This window comes from Bordetella sp. 2513F2 (genome assembly GCF_054642735.1).
Map to the genome: position 1 here is coordinate 2001635 of NZ_CM137755.1, position 17323 is coordinate 2018957.

Genomic DNA, 17323 nt, shown 5'->3' on the forward strand with positions numbered 1-17323 from the left:
GTGCTCACTGAATCATGCGTTGTCTGGACGCGGCGTCGCCGGACTTGATCTCGTCGGTGAAGCGCGCCACGGCGTCGCTGGACACCTCATCGGCGTGCTGCGCCACCACCTGGGCCACCTGGGCAGCCACCGGGTCGGCGTGGCTGCCTTCGTCGCCCCGCAACAGCTCGAGCAGTTTCGCGGAGAGCCTGGCGATGGTGGGGCTTTCGTTCAGCGCCATCACCGGCAGCTTGATGCCGAAGCGGTTCTCCAGCGCCACGATCAGCTCCACGCCCATGAGCGAGTCCAGGCCCATATCGTAAATCGAACGCTCGGGATCGATCTTCTCGGCCGGCACGCGCAGGATCTCGCCCACTTCGTGCTTGAGCATGTCTGCGATCATCGGCAGCAGCGCCGCGTCGTCCAGCGTGGCCAGCAGGTGGGCGATGTCGGCCCCGCCGGCGTCGTCATGCTCGCTGCTGCCGGCGCGGCGCGCCACCCACGAGAACTTGGGCGTGTCGGCGGTGGGCAGGAAGCGGGCCAGCGCGCGCCAGTCGAGCTCCAGCACGCCGAGGTCGGAGGCGTCGGACAGCAGCATCTGCTCGAGCACGTCCAGGGCCGCGCCGGCGGGCAGGGCCGCGCCGCCCATGCGGCTTTGCAGGGCGTCCTTGATCTTCTTGTTGCGCGCCAGGTAGCCGACGTCGTCGATGGCGCCCCAGCGCACGCAGGTGGCCGGCAGGCCCTGCGCGCGGCGCTGGCGCGCCCAGGCCTCGAGCCAGCCGTTGGCGGCCACGTAATTGGCCTGGCCGGGATTGCCGAACAGCGTGGTGCCGGAGGAGTACGCCACGAAGAAGTCCAGCGGCATGCCCTGAGTGAGCACGTCAAGGTGCATCGCGCCCAGCACCTTGGGCGCCAGCACGCGCTCGATCTGCGCCGCATCGGCGCCGCGGATCAGGCCGTCGTCGATCACCATGGCGGCGTGCACGATGCCGCGCAGCGGCGGCATGTAGGCGGCCACGTGCTCCAGCACCTGGCCCAGCGCCGCGCGGTCGGTGACGTCGCAGGCCGCCGCGTGCACGGCCACGCCGCGCGCCTGCAGCCGGGCGAGGGCCTCCTGCGCGGCGTCGGTGGCCGGGCCGCTGCGGCTGAGCAGCACCAGGTGGCGCGCGCCCTTGTCGGCCAGCCATTCGGCGGTGCGCAGGCCGAAGCCCGACAGCCCGCCGGTGACCAGGTAGCTGGCCGCTTCGGGCAGCTGCAGCGCGCCGGCGGGGCGGGCCGCAGGGTGCGCGGTGCGCACGCCATTGCGGTAGGTGACCACGATCTTGCCGATCTGGCGCGCCTGCTGCATGTAGCGGAAGGCGTCGACCACTTCATTGGCATCGAAGGCCTGGTAGGGCAGCGGACGCAGCGCGCCTTCGCGGAAGAGGTCCATCACTTCGGCGAACAGGCGCCGGGTGAGGTCGGGACGCTCGCTCATCAGCTGGTCGGCGTCGATGCCGAAGTAGCTGATGTTGTTGCGGAAGGGGCGCAGGCCGATGCGCGTGTTCTCGTAGAAGTCGCGCTTGCCCAGTTCGAGGAAGCGGCCGAAGGGCTTGAGCACGCGCAGGTTGCGGTTGATGGCCTCGCCGGCCAGCGAATTCAGCACCACGTCGACGCCGCGCCCGCCCGTGGAGGCCAGGATCTCGTCGGCGTACGACAGCGAGCGCGAGTCGTAGATGCGGGTGACGCCCATGAGGCGCAGGAAATCGCGCTTCTCGTCGGAGCCCGCGGTGGCGTGGATTTCCGCGCCGCGCCATTGGGCGTACTGGATGGCCGCGATGCCCACGCCGCCGGCGGCGCCATGGATCAGCACGTGTTCGCCCGGCTCCAGCCGCGCCAGATGGTGCAGCGCGTAGTACACGGTGAAGAAGGTGCTGGGAATGGTGGCGGCGGCCTCGAAGGACATGCCCGGCGGAATGGCCGAGACGGCGCCGGACTGGGTGAGCACCCGGTCAGCGAAGCTGGCCGGCCCGAAGCCCACCACCGCGTCGCCCGGCTGCAGGCCTTCCACGTCGGCGCCCACGCGCTCTATCGTGCCGGCGAATTCCATGCCCAGCGTGGGGCCGGCGAAGCCGTTCTCGATGGCTTCGTCCGACAGCAGGCCCAGCGCATACATCACGTCGCGGAAATTCAGGCCCGTGGCGTGCACGCGCACCTGGACCTGGCCGGGGGCCAGCGCGGGACATGGCCGGCTCTGCCAGCGCAGGTTGCGCAGCTGGCCGGGGAAGTCGAAGCCCAGCTGCGCCACGCGCGGCGTGTCGTCCGCGCTGGCCGAGGCGGCGGCCGTGCCCGGGTGGGGCTGCGTGCGCAGGCGGGGCGCGTAGCGTTCGCCGCCGGCCCCGAGCACGATTTCCTGTTCGGCATCGGGCGCCTGCAGCTCGCGCACCAGGGCGTCCAGCGGGGCCGGCGCCTGCAGCGGCAGGTCGAGCAGGCGCACGCCGAAGCCCGCGGCTTCGTTCATCAAGGTGCGGCCATAGTTCCACAGCGCCGCGTCGTTGAGCGCGCAGGCGCCGGCGGGCACGGCAGCGGGGGTGTCGGGCAGGTGCTGGGCGGCGCCTGCGGTGCACAGCCACAGCATGGGCTTCAGGCCGGCACGTTCGCAGGCCTGGGCCAGGCCCGCAGCCAGGGCGCAGCGCGCCACCTGGATGGCAAGCAGGTCCTGCGGCTCGGCGCTTTCGGCGCTTCCGGCGCTTTCGGCGCCCTGCGCCAGGCCTTGCAGGTGCACGATGCCGTGCAGCGTGCCCAGGGTTTGCGAGGCGTGCGCCAGGAGGGCGTCCAGGGTGTCGGGCGTGGCGTCGTCGCGCACCAGGGCGCGGTCTGCGCCCAGCGCCTGGGCGAGGGCGTCGGCCAGCGCACGCCCCGGTCCTGCGGCATCGGCCAGCAGCAGCCAGCCGCCCGGGGCGGAAGCCGGCGTGGCGGGGGCCTTGGCGGCTTCCGCGGTTTCCGTGGCTTCGGGTGCGGTTGCCGCCAGCAGGTAAGGTCCGGAGGCTTGCCCGCCGGCCGCGAGATTCAACGGTTCGCCGCAATCCAGGCCTTGCTGCGCGAGCAGCGCCTGCCAGGCTGCGGCCGGATATTGGCACGACAGGCGGCCCTGGGCGGCGTCGTCCTGCCACCAGGCGCTTTGCCCGCCGAAGACGAAGTCCATCCAGGCCGCGGGGTGCGTGCCGCGCAGCAGCAGCGTGCCGCCGGGCTTGAGCGCCGCGCGGGCATGGTGCAGCGCCAGCTGGGCCGCCTGCGGCGTGGGGAAGTCTGCATGCAGCACCACTAGGTCGGCGCGCGCGGGTGCGGCGGCCGGTTCGGCGCCGATTTCCGCGACCTGCATGTCGGGATACTGCTCCACCAGGCGCTGCGCTGCCTCGAGCGCGTCGGCCTGCGTGCTGGCATAGGCGTAGTCGCAGACGTCGAAATCTAGCGCGGCGCAGAACTCGGGGGCGAACAGCGGCGCGTCGGCGCCGATCTCGAGCACGGCCAGGCGCTGGCCGGGAGCCCGCATGCGCAGGGCCTGCTGCAGCTGGTCGCGCAGCGCGTCGGCCAGCCGCTGCGCCGCTTCCTCGCCCATGGCCTGGCGCGCCAGCGCAGCCGGCGTGGCGTCGCGCGGGCACACTTCGGCAAAGGTCTTGCCGCCGAGGAGCATGTCGTGCAGGTGCAGGCCGGTGCGGCCTACGGCATGGACGATGGCGAAGTCGTCCGGATACTCGCGCAGCAGGCTGTTCCAGATGTCGGCCACGTCGGGCTCGTCTTCGGCGGGGGCGGCCAGACGCCAGCCTTCGGCTTCGGGGGCGAGGTCGCCGGCACGCTCGGCGCGGGCGATCAGCAGGTCCAGCAGGGCGGCGGTTTCAGGCAGGGTCTCGCGGCAGGTCTGCACTGCGCTGTGCGCGAGGTGGCCGTCCTGCGCCAGGGCGCTCAGCGCGCGCAGGGCATAGCGGTCGCACAGGCTTTCGAGCAGCGGGTCGACTTCATCGGTGTAGCGGCTCAGCAGCCCTACGCGCGCGGCTTCGGCGGCCACGCGTTCCAGGGCCGCGCGCACGGCCGGGGCCTTGAGCTCGACCGGCACGCTGGCCGCGGCATGTGGATGCGGCGCCGGCACGCCGACGTAGTCGAGGAAATCGAGGTGATCGGTTGCCGCCTTGGACAGACGCACCCCGCGGAAGCGCGCTTCGCGCACGGCCACGACCTGCCGGCCTTCGGCGTCGAACAGGGCGAACTCGGCGGTGAGCGAATGCGGCGCCCGGCGCAGCAGGCGCGCGCGCACGGTGTGGGGCAGGCCCAGGCCGCTGCGCCAGGCCAGCCGGCCGATGCGCGTGGGCACGAAGGCGATGCCCAGGCCCATGGCCGGATCGTCCTTCAGCATGTGCACCACCAGCTGGAAGGCGGCGTCGAGTAGCGTGGGGTGCAGCAGCATGGCGCCGGCCGGATCGGTGGCGCAGTCCTGCGGCTGCAGCACGGCAAGCACCGAGGTGGGCGATTCCATCCAGCCGTGCGCCACCGTCTGGAAGGCGGGGCCGTAGGCCAGGCCCACCGAATTGGTCAGCGCCAGGTGCGCTTCGCCGTTGAAGTCGGGCTCGCGCTGCGGCAGCTCGGGGGCGGGCTCGCCGAGCAGGCGCGGGCCCGGTTCGGACAGCAGGCGGCCGACGGCATGCGGGGTCCAGGGATCGGTGCTGCCGACTTCCTTGCTCTTGATGGCGCAGCGGCCGTCGGCCGGATCCACCGAGATGCGGATCAGCTTGCTGGGCGCGGGGCCGGCCAGCAGCGGCGTGCGCACCTCGAGCTCTTCGAACTCGGCGCACTCGCCGGGCTGCAGCTGCTGCGAGGCCGCCAGGGCGATCTCGACGAAGCCCGCGCCGGGGAACACGATGGCGTCGCCCACGACGTGGTCGGCAACCCAGGGCTGCAGGTGCGTGTCGACCTGGTTTTCCCAGGTGGCCTCGTGCTGGCGCAGCGGATACCCCAGCAGCGGATGCACGCGACGCCGCTCGAGCAGGCCCTGCGATTCGGCCGTGACCGGATGCCAGTGGCGCTCGCGCTGCCACGGATAGGCCGGCAGCGCGACGTGGCGCCCGGCCCAGGGAAACAGGAACTTCCAGTCGACCTCGGCGCCGCTCAGTAGCAGCTGTCCGGCGGCATCGCGCACCCTGGCGGGTTCGTCGTTGCCCCGGGTGGCGGTGGTGGCCACCATGCCCGGCTTGTCGGCCTGCTTGAGGGCGTCGTTCACGTAGCCGCGCAGGATGGGATGCGGGCCGACTTCGGCATACACGTTGTGGCCGTCGGCCACCAGGGCCTCGAGCGCCTGCTCGAAGCGCACGGGCAGCCGGATGTTGCGCCACCAGTACGAGGCGTCGAGCGCCGTGCCGTCGAGCGCGGCGCCGGTGACGGCGGAATAGAACGGGATGTCGGCGCTGCGCGGCTGCAGGCCTGCCAGCGACTGCAGCAGCGGCGCCTCGATGGGATCCATGGCCGGGCTGTGGAAGGCGTAGTCCAGATCCAGCTCGCGGAAGAACACCTTGCGCTCGGCCAGCACCTTGCCGGCCTCTGCCAGCGCGGCGGGATCGCCTGCCAGGGTGGAGCCGCGCACGCTGTTGTAGCCCGCCACGCACAGGCGCGATTCCAGGCCCAGTTCGGCCAGCAGCGCGGCGGCGCTGGCGCCGTCCACGCCGAGCGCGGCCATGCGGCCCTGGCCGCGGGTGGTGCCCTGCAGGCGGCTGCGATGGAAGATCACGGCCACGGCGTCGGCCAGGCGCAGCGCGCCGCAGGCCCAGGCCGCGGCCACTTCGCCCACGCTGTGCCCCACCACGGCGGCGGGGCGGATTCCGCGCTGGGCCAGCATGCGCGTGATGCCCACCTGCACCGCGAACAGCGCGGGCTGGGCGATCTCGGTGCGCGCGTAGATGCCGGCCTCGTCGCCCAGCAGGGTGTCGGCCAGCTTGAAGCCGGCCAGCGGCATGAAAGCGCTGTCGATCTCGTGCACGGCTTCGGCGAAGACCGCGTCGCCCATGAGCTGCCGGCCCATGCCCGGCCATTGCGAGCCGTTGCCCGAATACACCAGCACCGGCCCCTGCGCATCCGGCACCCGGGTGGCGGTGGCAACGCGGTACTTGGGCACGGATTGGTCGGCCCACTCCTGCAGCGCCTCGGCGATGGACGCGGCGTCGGCGCCGTAGACCACGGCGCGTTCGGGGTGCCATTCGCGCCGCATCGCGGCCTGGTAGGCCACGTCGTAGAGCGCGCGCGGCGGCTGCTCGCGCAGGAAGCGGGCGAGGTCGCGCGCGGCGTCGCGCAGCGCGGCGGCGGTGCGGCCGGTGACGACCACCGGCAGCGGCGTGGTGCTGGCCAGGTTGTCGGGCACGCCGGCACTGGGGGCGGGCGGGGTGCGCAGGATGACGTGCGCGTTGGCGCCGCCGAAGCCGAACGAATTCACCCCCACGGTGAGCGTGCCCGTGGGGCGCAGCGGCCGCGGCTGGCGCACGACCTCGATGTTCCAGTCCTCGAAGTCGATGTTGGGATTGAGCTTGCGGATGCCGATGGTGGCCGGCACGGTGCGGTGGCGCAGCGCCATGATGGCCTTGACCAGCCCGGCCACGCCCGACGCGGTTTCCAGGTGACCCATGTTGCTCTTGACCGAGCCGATGGGCAGCGGCGCGCCGGGGCCGCGCGGCTGGCCCAGCGCCAGGCCGATGGCGCGCGCCTCGATCGGGTCGCCCACCGACGTGCCGGTGCCGTGCGCTTCGAGGTAGTCGATCTCGGCGGGCGAGATGCCGGCCTCGGCATAGGCCTGGCGCATCAGCGCCACCTGGGCGTCCACGTTGGGCACCGTGAGGCCCGATTTGCGGCCGTCGGTGTTCACCGCGGAGCCGGCCACCACGGCCAGGATGGGGTCGCCGTCGGCCAGGGCCTGGTCGTAGTCCTTCAGCAGGAACAGGCCGCCGCCCTCGGAGCGCACGTAGCCGTCGCCGGCGGCGTCGAACACCTGGCAGCGGCCGTGCGGCGACAGCATCGTGGCCTTGGAGAAGGTGATGAAGCCGTAGGGGTGGGCGTGCAGGCTGATGCCGCCGGCCAGCGCCTGGGGGATCTCGCCGCTGATGATGGCGCGGCAGGCCTGGTGGAAGGCCACCAGCGCGGAGGAGCAGGCGGTGTCCAGCGCCATGCTGGGGCCGTGCAGGTCGAAGACGTACGACAGCCGGTTGGCGGCCACGCTGGAGGTGTTGCCGGTGGCGAACGAGGCCTCCACCGCGTTGAAGTCGTCGGAGAGGCGGTAGGCGTAGTCGGCGCTCGCGATGCCGACGTAGACGCCGCAGTTGCTGCCGCGCAGCGAGGAAGGCTTGATGCCTGCGCTTTCTATGGCCTCCCAGGCCAGTTCCAGCAGCATGCGCTGCTGCGGATCCATGAGGGCGGCCTCGCGCGGCGAGATGCCGAAGAAGTCGGCGTCGAAGCCGGAGATGTCGCCCACGGACCCCGCCGCGAAGGTGTAGGCGGTGCCGGGGTGGTCCTTGCTGGGATGCAGGTAGGCATCCGTGGACCAGCGATCGGGGGCGACTTCGGTGACGAGATCCTTGCCCGTGAGCAAGTCGTTCCAGTACGAGCGGGCGTCGGTACTGGGAAAACGAAACGACATTCCGACGATCGCGACGCGTTTTGCCATCTCGATGATTCCTTGGGCCTGGAGGGTATCGGCCGGTTGCGGCTTCGGGTGGATAACGAGGCTTTCTGCCGTCGATGGACCACGGTCGCTGCCGGGCCCAACGGGGCGCAGGTCAGTCGAGACGGTCTGGGGGCCGGCGTGCGGGCCGGCAGGCTGCGAGCGGGTTTTGGGTCAAAGTTGGCCTTCTTGGTCTTGATGATACGAGGGGCCATTGCTATGCATGGAGGAATGGCCCGCGAGGCATTTTAGGAGAATTGGCGCACCGCAAGACCAGGGCCGGCCGGCCGGTTTGACAGTATTTGCTACTTTCCTTGCGTCCGGAAAACCGTATATCTACATAGCCGGCAGGGCTTTTGGGCAAAAACCCTGTTAGGTTCTCTTACACATGAATCGGGGACACGCCGTCAGGAAACCACATTCGGGCAGGGTACCGGGGGTACCCGGGGCTGGGGCGGCGTGATGCGCCAGGCCGCGCGGCGACGCAGCGCAGCCAGCAATTTCAAGCCCTGCGGCCACGAATCGCCCTCGCAGTCGTCGAAATGCGCGGCCTGCGGCGCCAGCACCAGGCGGCTGCCCCAGTCTGCGGCCAGCTGGCGGGCGCGTTCGGCGGAGCAGCGGGGGTCGGCATCGCCGGCCACCAGCACGCTCTGGAAAGACAGCGGACGGCGCGCGATGGGGGCGAAGCCGCGCAGCAACGGCGGCGTGGCGGGATGCTCCACGTCGGTGGGCGCCACCAGCAGCGCGCCCGCCACCCGGCCGCACAACGGCACCGGCAGGCCGGCCACCACCAGGCAGCCCACGTCGTGGGCGATGAGCAGCACCGGCCAGCGGGCGCTGTCCACGCAGGTGGCCAGGTCGGCCTGCCAGCGTGCGGGGTCGGGAGCGGGGCCGGCCGGCGGGGGAAGGCGGCGGGCGTGGGGCAGGCTGTGCAGCCAGTGCGCTTGCCAGTGCCCGGGGCCGAGGTCTTGCCACCCGGGAACGAGGATGGGCTGGAATCTCATGGACGTGCATCTTGCCGCGCCGGCCTAACAACACAAACGAATAAATCGTCCATTGCATATGCGGCGGCGCATATAAGCCGGCCCATGGCCGGGCGGCTATCCCGATGTATGCTTGCCCCGTGCGGGGCAGGGCGGCGGGGAGGCCGTGGCTGCCCGGATCAACCACAAGCCACAAGGAGTACGTCCATGAACAAGCCATTTTTCCGCCTGACGCCCATGATCGCGGCACTGGGGCTGGCCGCCGGGCTGGCCTGCGCGGCCGGGGCGCAGGCCCAGACCATCAAGATCGCCGTCGTCGGCCCCACCACCGGTCCGCTCACGCAATATGGCGACATGGTGCGGGAAGGCGTGGAAACCGCCATCGAGCGCATCAACGCCGCGGGCGGCGTCGACGGCCAGGAGCTCGAGGCCGTGCTGGTGGACGACGGCTGCGAGCCCAAGCAGGGGCCGGTGGCGGCCAACCGGGTCGTGAACGACGAGATCGGCTTCGTGGTCGGGCCCGTGTGCTCCGGCGCCACCATCGCTGCCACCGACATCTACAACAACGAGGGCGTGGTCATGGTCACGCCGTCGGCGACCTCGCCGGCCGTCACCGACGGCAAGAACTACGAGTTCATCTTCCGCACCATCGGCCGCGACGACCAGCAGGGCCCGGCCGCGGCCGAGTTCATCCTCGACCGGATCAAGCCGAAGAAGGTGGCCGTGCTGCACGACAAGCAGTCGTACGGCCAGGGCATTGCCACGGCGGTGCGCGACACGCTTGCCAAGGGCGGCGTCGAGGTGGCCGTGTTCGAAGGCATCAACGCGGGCGACAGCGATTACTCGGCCATGATCACCAAGCTCAAGAGCTCGGGCGTGGACTTCGTGTACTACGGCGGCTACCACCCCGAGATGGGCCTGCTGCTGCGCCAGGCGGCCGAGCAGGGCCTGAAGGCGCGCTTCATGGGGCCGGAGGGCGTGGGCAACCCCGACATCAATGCGATTGCCGGCGACGCCGTCGAAGGCATGCTCGTGACGCTGCCCGCCGACTTCACCCAGAACCCCGCCAACGCCGACATCGTCAAGGCCTTCAAGGACAAGAAGCGCAACCCCGGCGGCGCCTTCCAGCTCACCGCCTATTCCGCCACCCAGGTCATCGCCGACGCCATCAAGGGCGCCGGCAGCAGCGACCCCACCAAGGTCGCGGAATACCTGCACGCCAACACCTTCGACACCCCCATCGGCAAGGCCTCCTGGAACAAGCAGGGCGACCTCAACGAATTCCGCTTCGAGGTCTTCAACTGGCACAAGGACGGCAGCAAGAGCGCCTTCAAATAGCAGTGCAGGAGGGTAGGTGTCTGACACCAGGTGTCAGGAAATACTGAAAGCTGGTGTCTGACACCAGGTGCCGGGAAATACTGAAAGCTGGTGTCTGACACCAGGTGCCGGGAAATACTGAAAGCTGGTGTCTGACACCAACTGTACGTACCAGCTGACGCGCCGGTACGTACAGAAGGTGTCTGACACCTACAGGCCTTCGATGCGGCGGGTGGTGGTGGCGTCGAACCAGTGGAGGGGATGGCGGCCGTCGGGGCCGATGTCGATGCGTTCGCCGACGCGGGCGGGGGTTTCGTGCAGCTGGCGGGTGGAGCAGCGCACGACGAGCATGGCGTCGCCGCAGCGGCAGTGCACGAGCTGTTCGGAGCCCAGCGTCTCGATCATCTCGACTTCGGCCGAGACGCCGCGGGTGTTGAGCAGCATGTGCTCGGGGCGCATGCCCATGACGATCTTGCGGCCGCGCACCGGGGGCGGCACCTGCGTGGGGGAGATGTCCAGCGGGATGCCGTGCTCGGTCTGTACGATGCCGTCGCCCGCCACGTTCACGGTGAGCAGGTTCATCGGCGGCGAGCCGATGAAGCCGGCCACGAACGTGGAGGCGGGCTTCTCGAAGACTTCGGTGGGCGTGCCGATCTGCTCGGGCACGCCCTGGTACATCACGACCATGCGGTGCGCCAGCGTCATGGCCTCGACCTGGTCGTGCGTGACGTACAGGCTGGTGGTGCCCAGGCGCCGATGCAGCTTGAGGATCTCCAGCCGCATGGCCACGCGCAGCTTGGCGTCGAGGTTGGACAGCGGCTCGTCGAACAGGAACACCTTGGGTTCGCGCACGATGGCCCGGCCCATGGCCACGCGCTGGCGCTGGCCGCCGGAAAGCTGGCGGGGACGGCGGTCGAGCAGCTTGCCCAGTTCGAGGATCTGCGCCGCCGCCTCGACGCGCTTGCGGATCTCGTCCTTGGAAAACTTGCGGATCTTCAGGCCGTAGGCCATGTTGTCGAACACGCTCATGTGGGGATAGAGCGCGTAGTTCTGGAACACCATGGCGATGTCGCGCTCGGCGGGCTCGAGGTGGTTGACGACCTTGCCGTCGATCTCGATCTCGCCGGCCGTGACCGTTTCCAGCCCGGCCACCATGCGCATCAGCGTGGACTTGCCGCAGCCCGAGGGGCCCACGATGACGATGAATTCGCCGTCGGCCACTTCCATGTCGATGCCATGGATCACCGGGACGTTGCCGGCGTAGGTCTTCTTGACGTTCTTGAAGCTGAGGGTAGCCATGATTATTTCTCGGTGTCGACCAGGCCCTTGACGAACCATTTCTGCATCAGGATGACCACCAGGGCGGGCGGCAGCATGGCCAGGATGGCGGTGGCCATGGTGATGTTCCACTCGGTGACGCTGTCGCCGCCGCTGATCATGCGCTTGATGCCGATCACCACGGGGTACATGTCTTCCTGGGTGGTGATCAGCAGCGGCCAGAGGTACTGGTTCCAGCCGTAGATGAACTGGATCACGAACAGGGCCGCGATGCTGGTGCGCGACAGCGGCAGCAGCACGTCGCGGAAGAAGCGCAGCGGGCCCGCGCCGTCGATGCGGGCGGCTTCCACCAGCTCGTCGGGCACCGTGAGGAAGAACTGGCGGAACAGGAAAGTGGCGGTGGCCGAGGCGATCAGGGGCAGGGTGAGGCCGGCGTAGCTGTTGAGCATGCCCAGGTCCGACACGACCTTGTAGGTGGGCGCGATGCGCACCTCGACGGGCAGCATCAGCGTGACGAAGATCATCCAGAAGAAGAACATGCGCCCCGGGAAGCGGAAGTACACCACGGCGAAGGCCGACAGCAGGGAGATGGCGATCTTGCCCAGCGAGATCGCCAGGGCCATGACGAGGCTCACGTACATCATGCGGCCCACCGGCGTGCCGGACGAGCCGCCGCCGGAGCCCAGGAACAGGGCGCGCATGTAGTTCTCGACGAAGTGGCCGCCGGGCACCAGCGACATGGGGGCGGACGCCACCTCCTGCGCGGTCTGGGTGGAGGCCACGAACGTGACGTAGATGGGGAAGGCGACCACCGCCACCCCGCACAGCAGGATGACGTGGGCCAGGATGTCCAGCCAGGGGCGGCGTTCTACCATGTGGATGCCTTGGTGATCAGTACTGGACCTTGCGGTCGATGTAGCGGAACTGGATCACCGTCAGGGCGACGACGATGACCATCAGCACCACGGATTGGGCTGCCGAGGAGCCGAGGTCCAGGCCGCGGAAGCCATCGCTGTAGACCTTGTAGACCAGGATGGACGTGGCGGTGCCCGGGCCCCCCTGCGTGGTGGTGTCCACCACCGCGAAGGTGTCGAAGAAGGCGTAGATCACGTTGACCACCAGCAGGAAGAAGGTGGTGGGCGACAGCAGCGGGAACACGATGGTCCAGAAGCGGCGCGCGGGCGAGGCGCCGTCGATGGCGGCGGCCTCGATCAGCGAGCGCGGGATGGATTGCAGCCCGGCCAGGAAGAACAGGAAGTTGTACGAGATCTGCTTCCACACGGCCGCGACCAGCACCAGCACGAGCGCCTGGTTGCCGTTGAGGCGCGGGTTCCAGGGCACTCCCATGCCGTTGAGCGCGACGGCCAGGATGCCCACCGAGGGCGAGAACAGGAACAGCCACAGCACGCCCACCACGGCGGGCGCCACGGCGTAGGGCCAGATGAGCAAGGTCTTGTAGAGGCCGGCGCCGCGGATCACGCGGTCGGCCATCACGGCCAGCAGCAGCGACACGGCCAGGCCCACGAACGCCACCAGGGCCGAGAACACGGCGGTGACGCGGAACGATTCGAGATAGCTGTCCTGGGAGAACAGGTCGGCGAAGTTGGCCAGCCCCACGAACTGCGAGGACAGCCCGAAGGGATCCTCCAGCCGCATCGATTGCCACATGGCCTGGCCGGCGGGCAGGAAGAAGAAGACCACCGTGATCACCAGCTGCGGCGCCAGCAGCAGGTAGGGCAGCGTCTTGTGGCCGAATACGACACGTTTTTCCATGGGCGGCGGGCCTTGGAAGAATGAGCAAGGCGGCGGCCCCGGGGGACCGCCGCCACGATGGATGACCGCAGCGCACCGCTGCGGCCGACGACGTCAGCTTACTTTACGCTGCTTTCGAACTTGCCGAGCAGCTCGTTGCCGCGCTTGACGATGGCATCCAGGCCGTCCTTGGCGCTGGTCTTGCCCGACACGATGCGCTCGATCTCGGCATCCTCGATCTCGCGGATCTGCGGCAGGTAGCCCAGGCGCACGCCGCGCGACTGCGCGGTGGTCTCGACGTTGAGCTGCTTCACGCCCACGTCGGTGCCGGGGTTCTTCTCGTAGAAGCCTTCCTTCTGGGTGAGCTCGTAGGCGGCCTTGGTGACGGGCACGTAGCCGGTCTGCTGGTGCCAGCGGGCGGCGATCTCGGGGCTGGCCAGGAACTTGAAGAACTTGGTCACGCCCTTGTAGACCTCGGGCTTCTTGTTGGCGAAGACCCACAGCGACGCGCCACCGATGATGGTGTTCTGCGGGGCGCCCTGCACATCGTCGTAGTAGGGCACGGTGGAGGTGCCGAACTCGAACTTGGCGTTCTTGGCGATGTTGGCGCGCAGGCCGCTGGAGCCGGTGATCATCGCGCACTTGCCACTGATGAAGAGCGAGTTGGGCTCGTCGCCGCGGCCGCCGTACATGAAGATGCCTTCCTTGCCCAGCTTGGCCAGGTTGTCGAGGTGGCGCACGTGCAGGTCGGTGTTGACGGCCAGGCGGGCGTCGAGGCCGCCGAAGCCGTTGTCCTTGGTGGCGTACGGCACGTTGTGCCAGGCCGAGAAGGTTTCAAGCTGCACCCACGACGGCCACGAGGTGGTGTAGCCGCATTCCTGGCCGGCGGCCTTCAGCTTCTGGCCGGCGGCGGCCAGCTCGGCCCAGGTCTTGGGGGGCTGCTCGGGGTCCAGGCCGGCCTTCTTGAAGGCGTCCTTGTTGTAGTAGAACACCACCGTGGAGCTGTTGAAGGGCATGGAAACCAGCTTGCCCTCGGGCGAGGAGTAGTAGCCCGCCACGGCGCCGATGAATTCCTTGGGATCGATCGGATCGCCGGCTTCTTCGGACATCTGCTGCACGGGCTTCACCGCGCCCTTGGCGTACATCATGGTGGCCGTGCCGACCTCGAACACCTGCAGGATGTCGGGGGCGTTGCCGGCGCGGAACGCGGCGATGCCGGCGTTCATGGATTCGCCGTAGTTGCCCTTGTAGACCGCCTTGACCTGGTAGTCGGCGTTCGTCTTGTTGAACTCCTCGACGAGGCCGTTCACGCGGTCGCCCAGGGCGCCTTCCATGGAGTGCCAGAACTGGATTTCGGTGGCGGCGTGCGCCGGGATGGCGACCAGGCCGGCCAGGACGGCGGCGGTGGTCAGCGCCAGACGTGGGGTGCGCATAGGGGTGTTCCTCCGTTGGGTGCGACCGCGCTCCGGGTACGGGGCGCGAAAGCGTGAACCTTATGAATTGTTTGTGACAAAGTCGTGACTTTTGCACCGGCTGGAGCGCGTGTCAAATAAGACCGGCCCTGATTTCCGCGCACGGGCTGCCCGGGTGGGGCGGTTTACAATGCCCGGCTATGGAAAATTCGCTCTCTATCGCCTTCATCGGCGGCGGCAACATGGCCGCGGCGCTGGCTTCCGGGCTGGCCGGCAAAGTGTGCCCGGCCGACCGCATCCACGTCATCGACGTCAACCCGGCCGCGCACGAGGCCTGGCGCGCCCGCGGCATGTCGGTGGCCGGGGCGGGCGATGCCACGCTGGCAGGCTGCCGGGTCTGGATCTACGCGGTCAAGCCGCAGCAGATGCGCGACGCGGTGGCCGCCACGCGGCAATGGCTGCAGTCCGGCACGCTGGTGATCAGCGTGGCCGCCGGCCTGCGCGCCGATACGCTGGCCGGCTGGCTGGGCGAGCCGGGCGCGCCGTGGCAGCGCCTGGTGCGCTGCATGCCGAACACCCCGGCCCTGGTGGGCGCCGGCGTGACGGGCCTGGCGGCGCTGCCGGCCGTCACGGCCGACGACCGCGCCCTGGCGGAACAGCTGCTGCGCTCGGTGGGCGAGGTGGTCTGGGTGGCCGACGACGCCGCCCTGGACGCGGTGACCGCGCTGTCGGGCAGCGGCCCGGCCTATGTGTTCCTGTTCCTCGAGGCCATGATCGCCGGCGGCCTGGCGGTGGGGCTGGACGAAGCCCAGGCGCGCCAGCTGGCGCTGGGCACGTTCGCCGGCGCCACGCGGCTGGCGGCCCAGTCCGACGATCCGCCCGCGGTGCTGCGCGAGCGCGTCACCTCCAAGGGCGGCACCACGGCCGCCGCGCTGGACGTGTTCGGCCAGGCCGGCTTCCAGGACATCGTGCGCCGCGCCATGGAGGCCGCTGCGCGCCGTTCGCGCGAACTGGCGCAGGAGTTCGGCGCATGACTTCCGCCGTGCATCGCTACCCGCCCATGACGCTGCGCCAGTACGCGCTGGCCGTGCTGTGCATGGGCGCGGTGGTGGTGGGTTCCAACATCCTGGTCCAGGTGCCGCTGAACGACTGGCTCACCTGGGGCGGGCTCTCGTACCCGCTGGCTTTCCTCGTCACCGACGTGCTGAACCGGCGGTTCGGCCCGCAGGCGGCCCGCCGCGTGGCCTGGTGCGGCTTCGCCCTGGCGCTGGCCGTATCGGTATGGGTGGCCTCGCCGCGCATCGCGCTGGCCTCGGGCCTGGCCTACCTGGGCGCGCAGCTGCTCGACATCCGCGTCTTCGACCGCCTGCGCGACGGGCCGTGGTGGCGCGCGCCGCTGCTGTCGGGCACGGCCGGCGCCACGCTGGATACCTGGCTGTTCTTCGGCGTGGCCTTCGTCGGCACGGGCCTGCCGTGGTTCACCTGGCTGCTGGGCGACCTGGCCGTCAAGCTGGCCGTCAACGTGACGATGCTGGTGCCGTTCCGGGCGCTGATGTGGAATCTGGCCCGTCCCCAGGAGGTGGCGCAGCCGCGCTGAACGCCCCGGCTGCGTCGCAGGTTTCAAAAAGCTTTCAAAATATTGGGGATTCCACCCAGTGACAGGGTGGGGCCTTGCCCCGAGAATACCGCGCACTTCGCTCTATTAGCTGTTTGGCCCAAGAAGCCGGCAATGCCCGCCCCGGGCGCTGTCGCAACCCGCGGCGGCTACGGAACGCGCAAAGCCGTCGAACCTATCGCTGGAGAAGTCCGCATGAAGATCGCGCAACGCTTTACCCCGCTGGCCCTGGCGCTCGGCGCACTGGCCCTGGCGGGCGCCGCCCACGCCGCCGACACCATCAAGATCGGCATCCCCCAACCCATGACGGGCCCCAACACCCAGTACGGCGACCAGATCCAGGCCGGCGCGCTCACCGCCATCGAAACCATCAACGCCAAGGGCGGGGTCAAGGGCAAGAAGCTCGAGCCCATCCTCATCGACGACGGCTGCGAGCCCAAGCAGGCGGTTCCGGCCGCCAACCGCGTGGTCAATGCGGGCGCCAAGTTCGCCGTGGCGCACGCCTGCTCCGGCGTCACCGTGCCGGCCGTCAACGTGTACGAGCAGGAAGGCATCGTGGCCATCACCCCGGGCGCCACCTCGCCGCTGGTCACCGACACCACCAAGCCGCACTTCTTCTTCCGCACCATCGGCCGCGACGACCAGCAGGGTCCGTTCGCCGCCCGCTACATCGCCAACACCCTCAAGCCCAGCAAGGTGGCCGTGCTGCACGACAAGCAGACCTACGGCTCGGGCGTGGCCACGCAGGTCAAGGACACGCTGGAGAAGAACAAGGTCAACGTCGTGCTGTTCGAGGGCATCAACGTCGGCGACAGCGACTACTCCGCGGTGATCACCAAGCTCAAGAGCGCCGGCGTGGACCTGGTCTATTTCGGCGGCTACCACCCCGAGCTGGGCCTGCTGCTGCGCCAGTCGCGCGAGCAGGGCCTGAACGTGCAGTACATGGGCCCCGAGGGCGTGGCCAACCAGGATCTGGTCGCCATCGCCGGCCCGGCCATCGACGGCCTGCTCGTCACGCTGCCGGCCGACTTCACCAAGCTGCCCGGCAACGAGGGCGTGGTCAAGGCCTTCGCCGACGCCAAGCGCAATCCCGACGGTGCGTTCCAGATGCCGGCCTATGCCGCCGTGCAGCTGATCGCCGAAGGCATCAACGCCGTGGGCGAGGATCCGGCCAAGGTGGCCGACTACCTGCACTCCAAGAGCTTCAACACCGCCATCGGCAAAGTCGAGTACGATGCCAAGGGCGACCTCAAGGACTTCGAGTTCGCGGTCTACAAGTGGGACAAGAACGGTAACAAGACCCAGCTGTAAACGT

Annotated in this window: 10 protein-coding genes; 4 read left to right on the plus strand and 6 right to left on the minus strand. The window is 69.5% G+C overall.

Annotation, left to right across the window (positions count from 1 at the left end):
• Nucleotides 1–4: 4 nt before the first annotated feature.
• Both ACYBYQ_RS09490 and ACYBYQ_RS09495 read right to left on the minus strand, forming a co-directional pair.
• A complete protein-coding gene (locus ACYBYQ_RS09490; RefSeq protein WP_459618495.1) occupies nucleotides 5–7654 on the minus strand; it encodes an SDR family NAD(P)-dependent oxidoreductase in 7650 nt (2549 codons plus the stop codon).
• A 404-nt stretch (nucleotides 7655–8058) separates the two neighbouring features.
• A complete protein-coding gene (locus ACYBYQ_RS09495; RefSeq protein ID WP_459618496.1) occupies nucleotides 8059–8655 on the minus strand; it encodes an RBBP9/YdeN family alpha/beta hydrolase in 597 nt (198 codons plus the stop codon).
• A 186-nt stretch (nucleotides 8656–8841) separates the two neighbouring features.
• Here ACYBYQ_RS09495 and ACYBYQ_RS09500 point away from each other — a divergent pair, with 186 nt between their 5' ends.
• Nucleotides 8842–9972, plus strand: a complete 1131-nt coding sequence (locus ACYBYQ_RS09500) for a branched-chain amino acid ABC transporter substrate-binding protein (RefSeq protein WP_459618497.1) — start codon at nucleotides 8842–8844, stop codon at nucleotides 9970–9972.
• Between the two features lie 189 nt (nucleotides 9973–10161).
• On the opposite strand, the gene ACYBYQ_RS09505 is transcribed toward ACYBYQ_RS09500, so the two are convergent.
• From ACYBYQ_RS09505 to ugpB, 4 genes are all read right to left on the minus strand, one after another.
• The gene (locus ACYBYQ_RS09505; protein ID WP_459618498.1) at nucleotides 10162–11250 is read right to left on the minus strand and encodes a sn-glycerol-3-phosphate import ATP-binding protein UgpC; all 1089 of its coding nucleotides are present in this window, start codon (nucleotides 11248–11250) and stop codon (nucleotides 10162–10164) included.
• 2 nt (nucleotides 11251–11252) lie between these two features.
• Nucleotides 11253–12104, minus strand: coding sequence for a sn-glycerol-3-phosphate ABC transporter permease UgpE (gene ugpE, locus ACYBYQ_RS09510; RefSeq protein ID WP_459618499.1), 852 nt, complete (start codon nucleotides 12102–12104; stop codon nucleotides 11253–11255).
• A gap of 16 nt (nucleotides 12105–12120) precedes the next feature.
• Nucleotides 12121–13002 (minus strand): sn-glycerol-3-phosphate ABC transporter permease UgpA, encoded by an 882-nt coding sequence (gene ugpA / locus ACYBYQ_RS09515; protein WP_459618500.1) that lies wholly within the window; start codon nucleotides 13000–13002, stop codon nucleotides 12121–12123.
• 98 nt (nucleotides 13003–13100) lie between these two features.
• Entirely contained in the window at nucleotides 13101–14414 is a 1314-nt protein-coding gene (gene ugpB / locus ACYBYQ_RS09520) for a sn-glycerol-3-phosphate ABC transporter substrate-binding protein UgpB (protein ID WP_459618501.1), read from the minus strand.
• Nucleotides 14415–14593: 179 nt separating this feature from the next.
• Here ugpB and proC point away from each other — a divergent pair, with 179 nt between their 5' ends.
• The 3 genes from proC (at nucleotide 14594) to ACYBYQ_RS09535 (ending at nucleotide 17319) form a co-directional block, all read left to right on the plus strand.
• A complete protein-coding gene (gene proC / locus ACYBYQ_RS09525; protein ID WP_459618502.1) occupies nucleotides 14594–15427 on the plus strand; it encodes a pyrroline-5-carboxylate reductase in 834 nt (277 codons plus the stop codon).
• Nucleotides 15424–15990: a VUT family protein gene (locus tag ACYBYQ_RS09530; RefSeq protein WP_459618503.1), complete on the plus strand. Its 567-nt coding sequence runs from the start codon at nucleotides 15424–15426 to the stop codon at nucleotides 15988–15990. The genes proC and ACYBYQ_RS09530 overlap by 4 nt, the downstream gene beginning before the upstream one ends.
• Before the next feature lie 213 nt (nucleotides 15991–16203).
• The gene (locus ACYBYQ_RS09535) at nucleotides 16204–17319 is read left to right on the plus strand and encodes a high-affinity branched-chain amino acid ABC transporter substrate-binding protein (RefSeq protein ID WP_459618504.1); all 1116 of its coding nucleotides are present in this window, start codon (nucleotides 16204–16206) and stop codon (nucleotides 17317–17319) included.
• Nucleotides 17320–17323 lie beyond the last annotated feature (4 nt).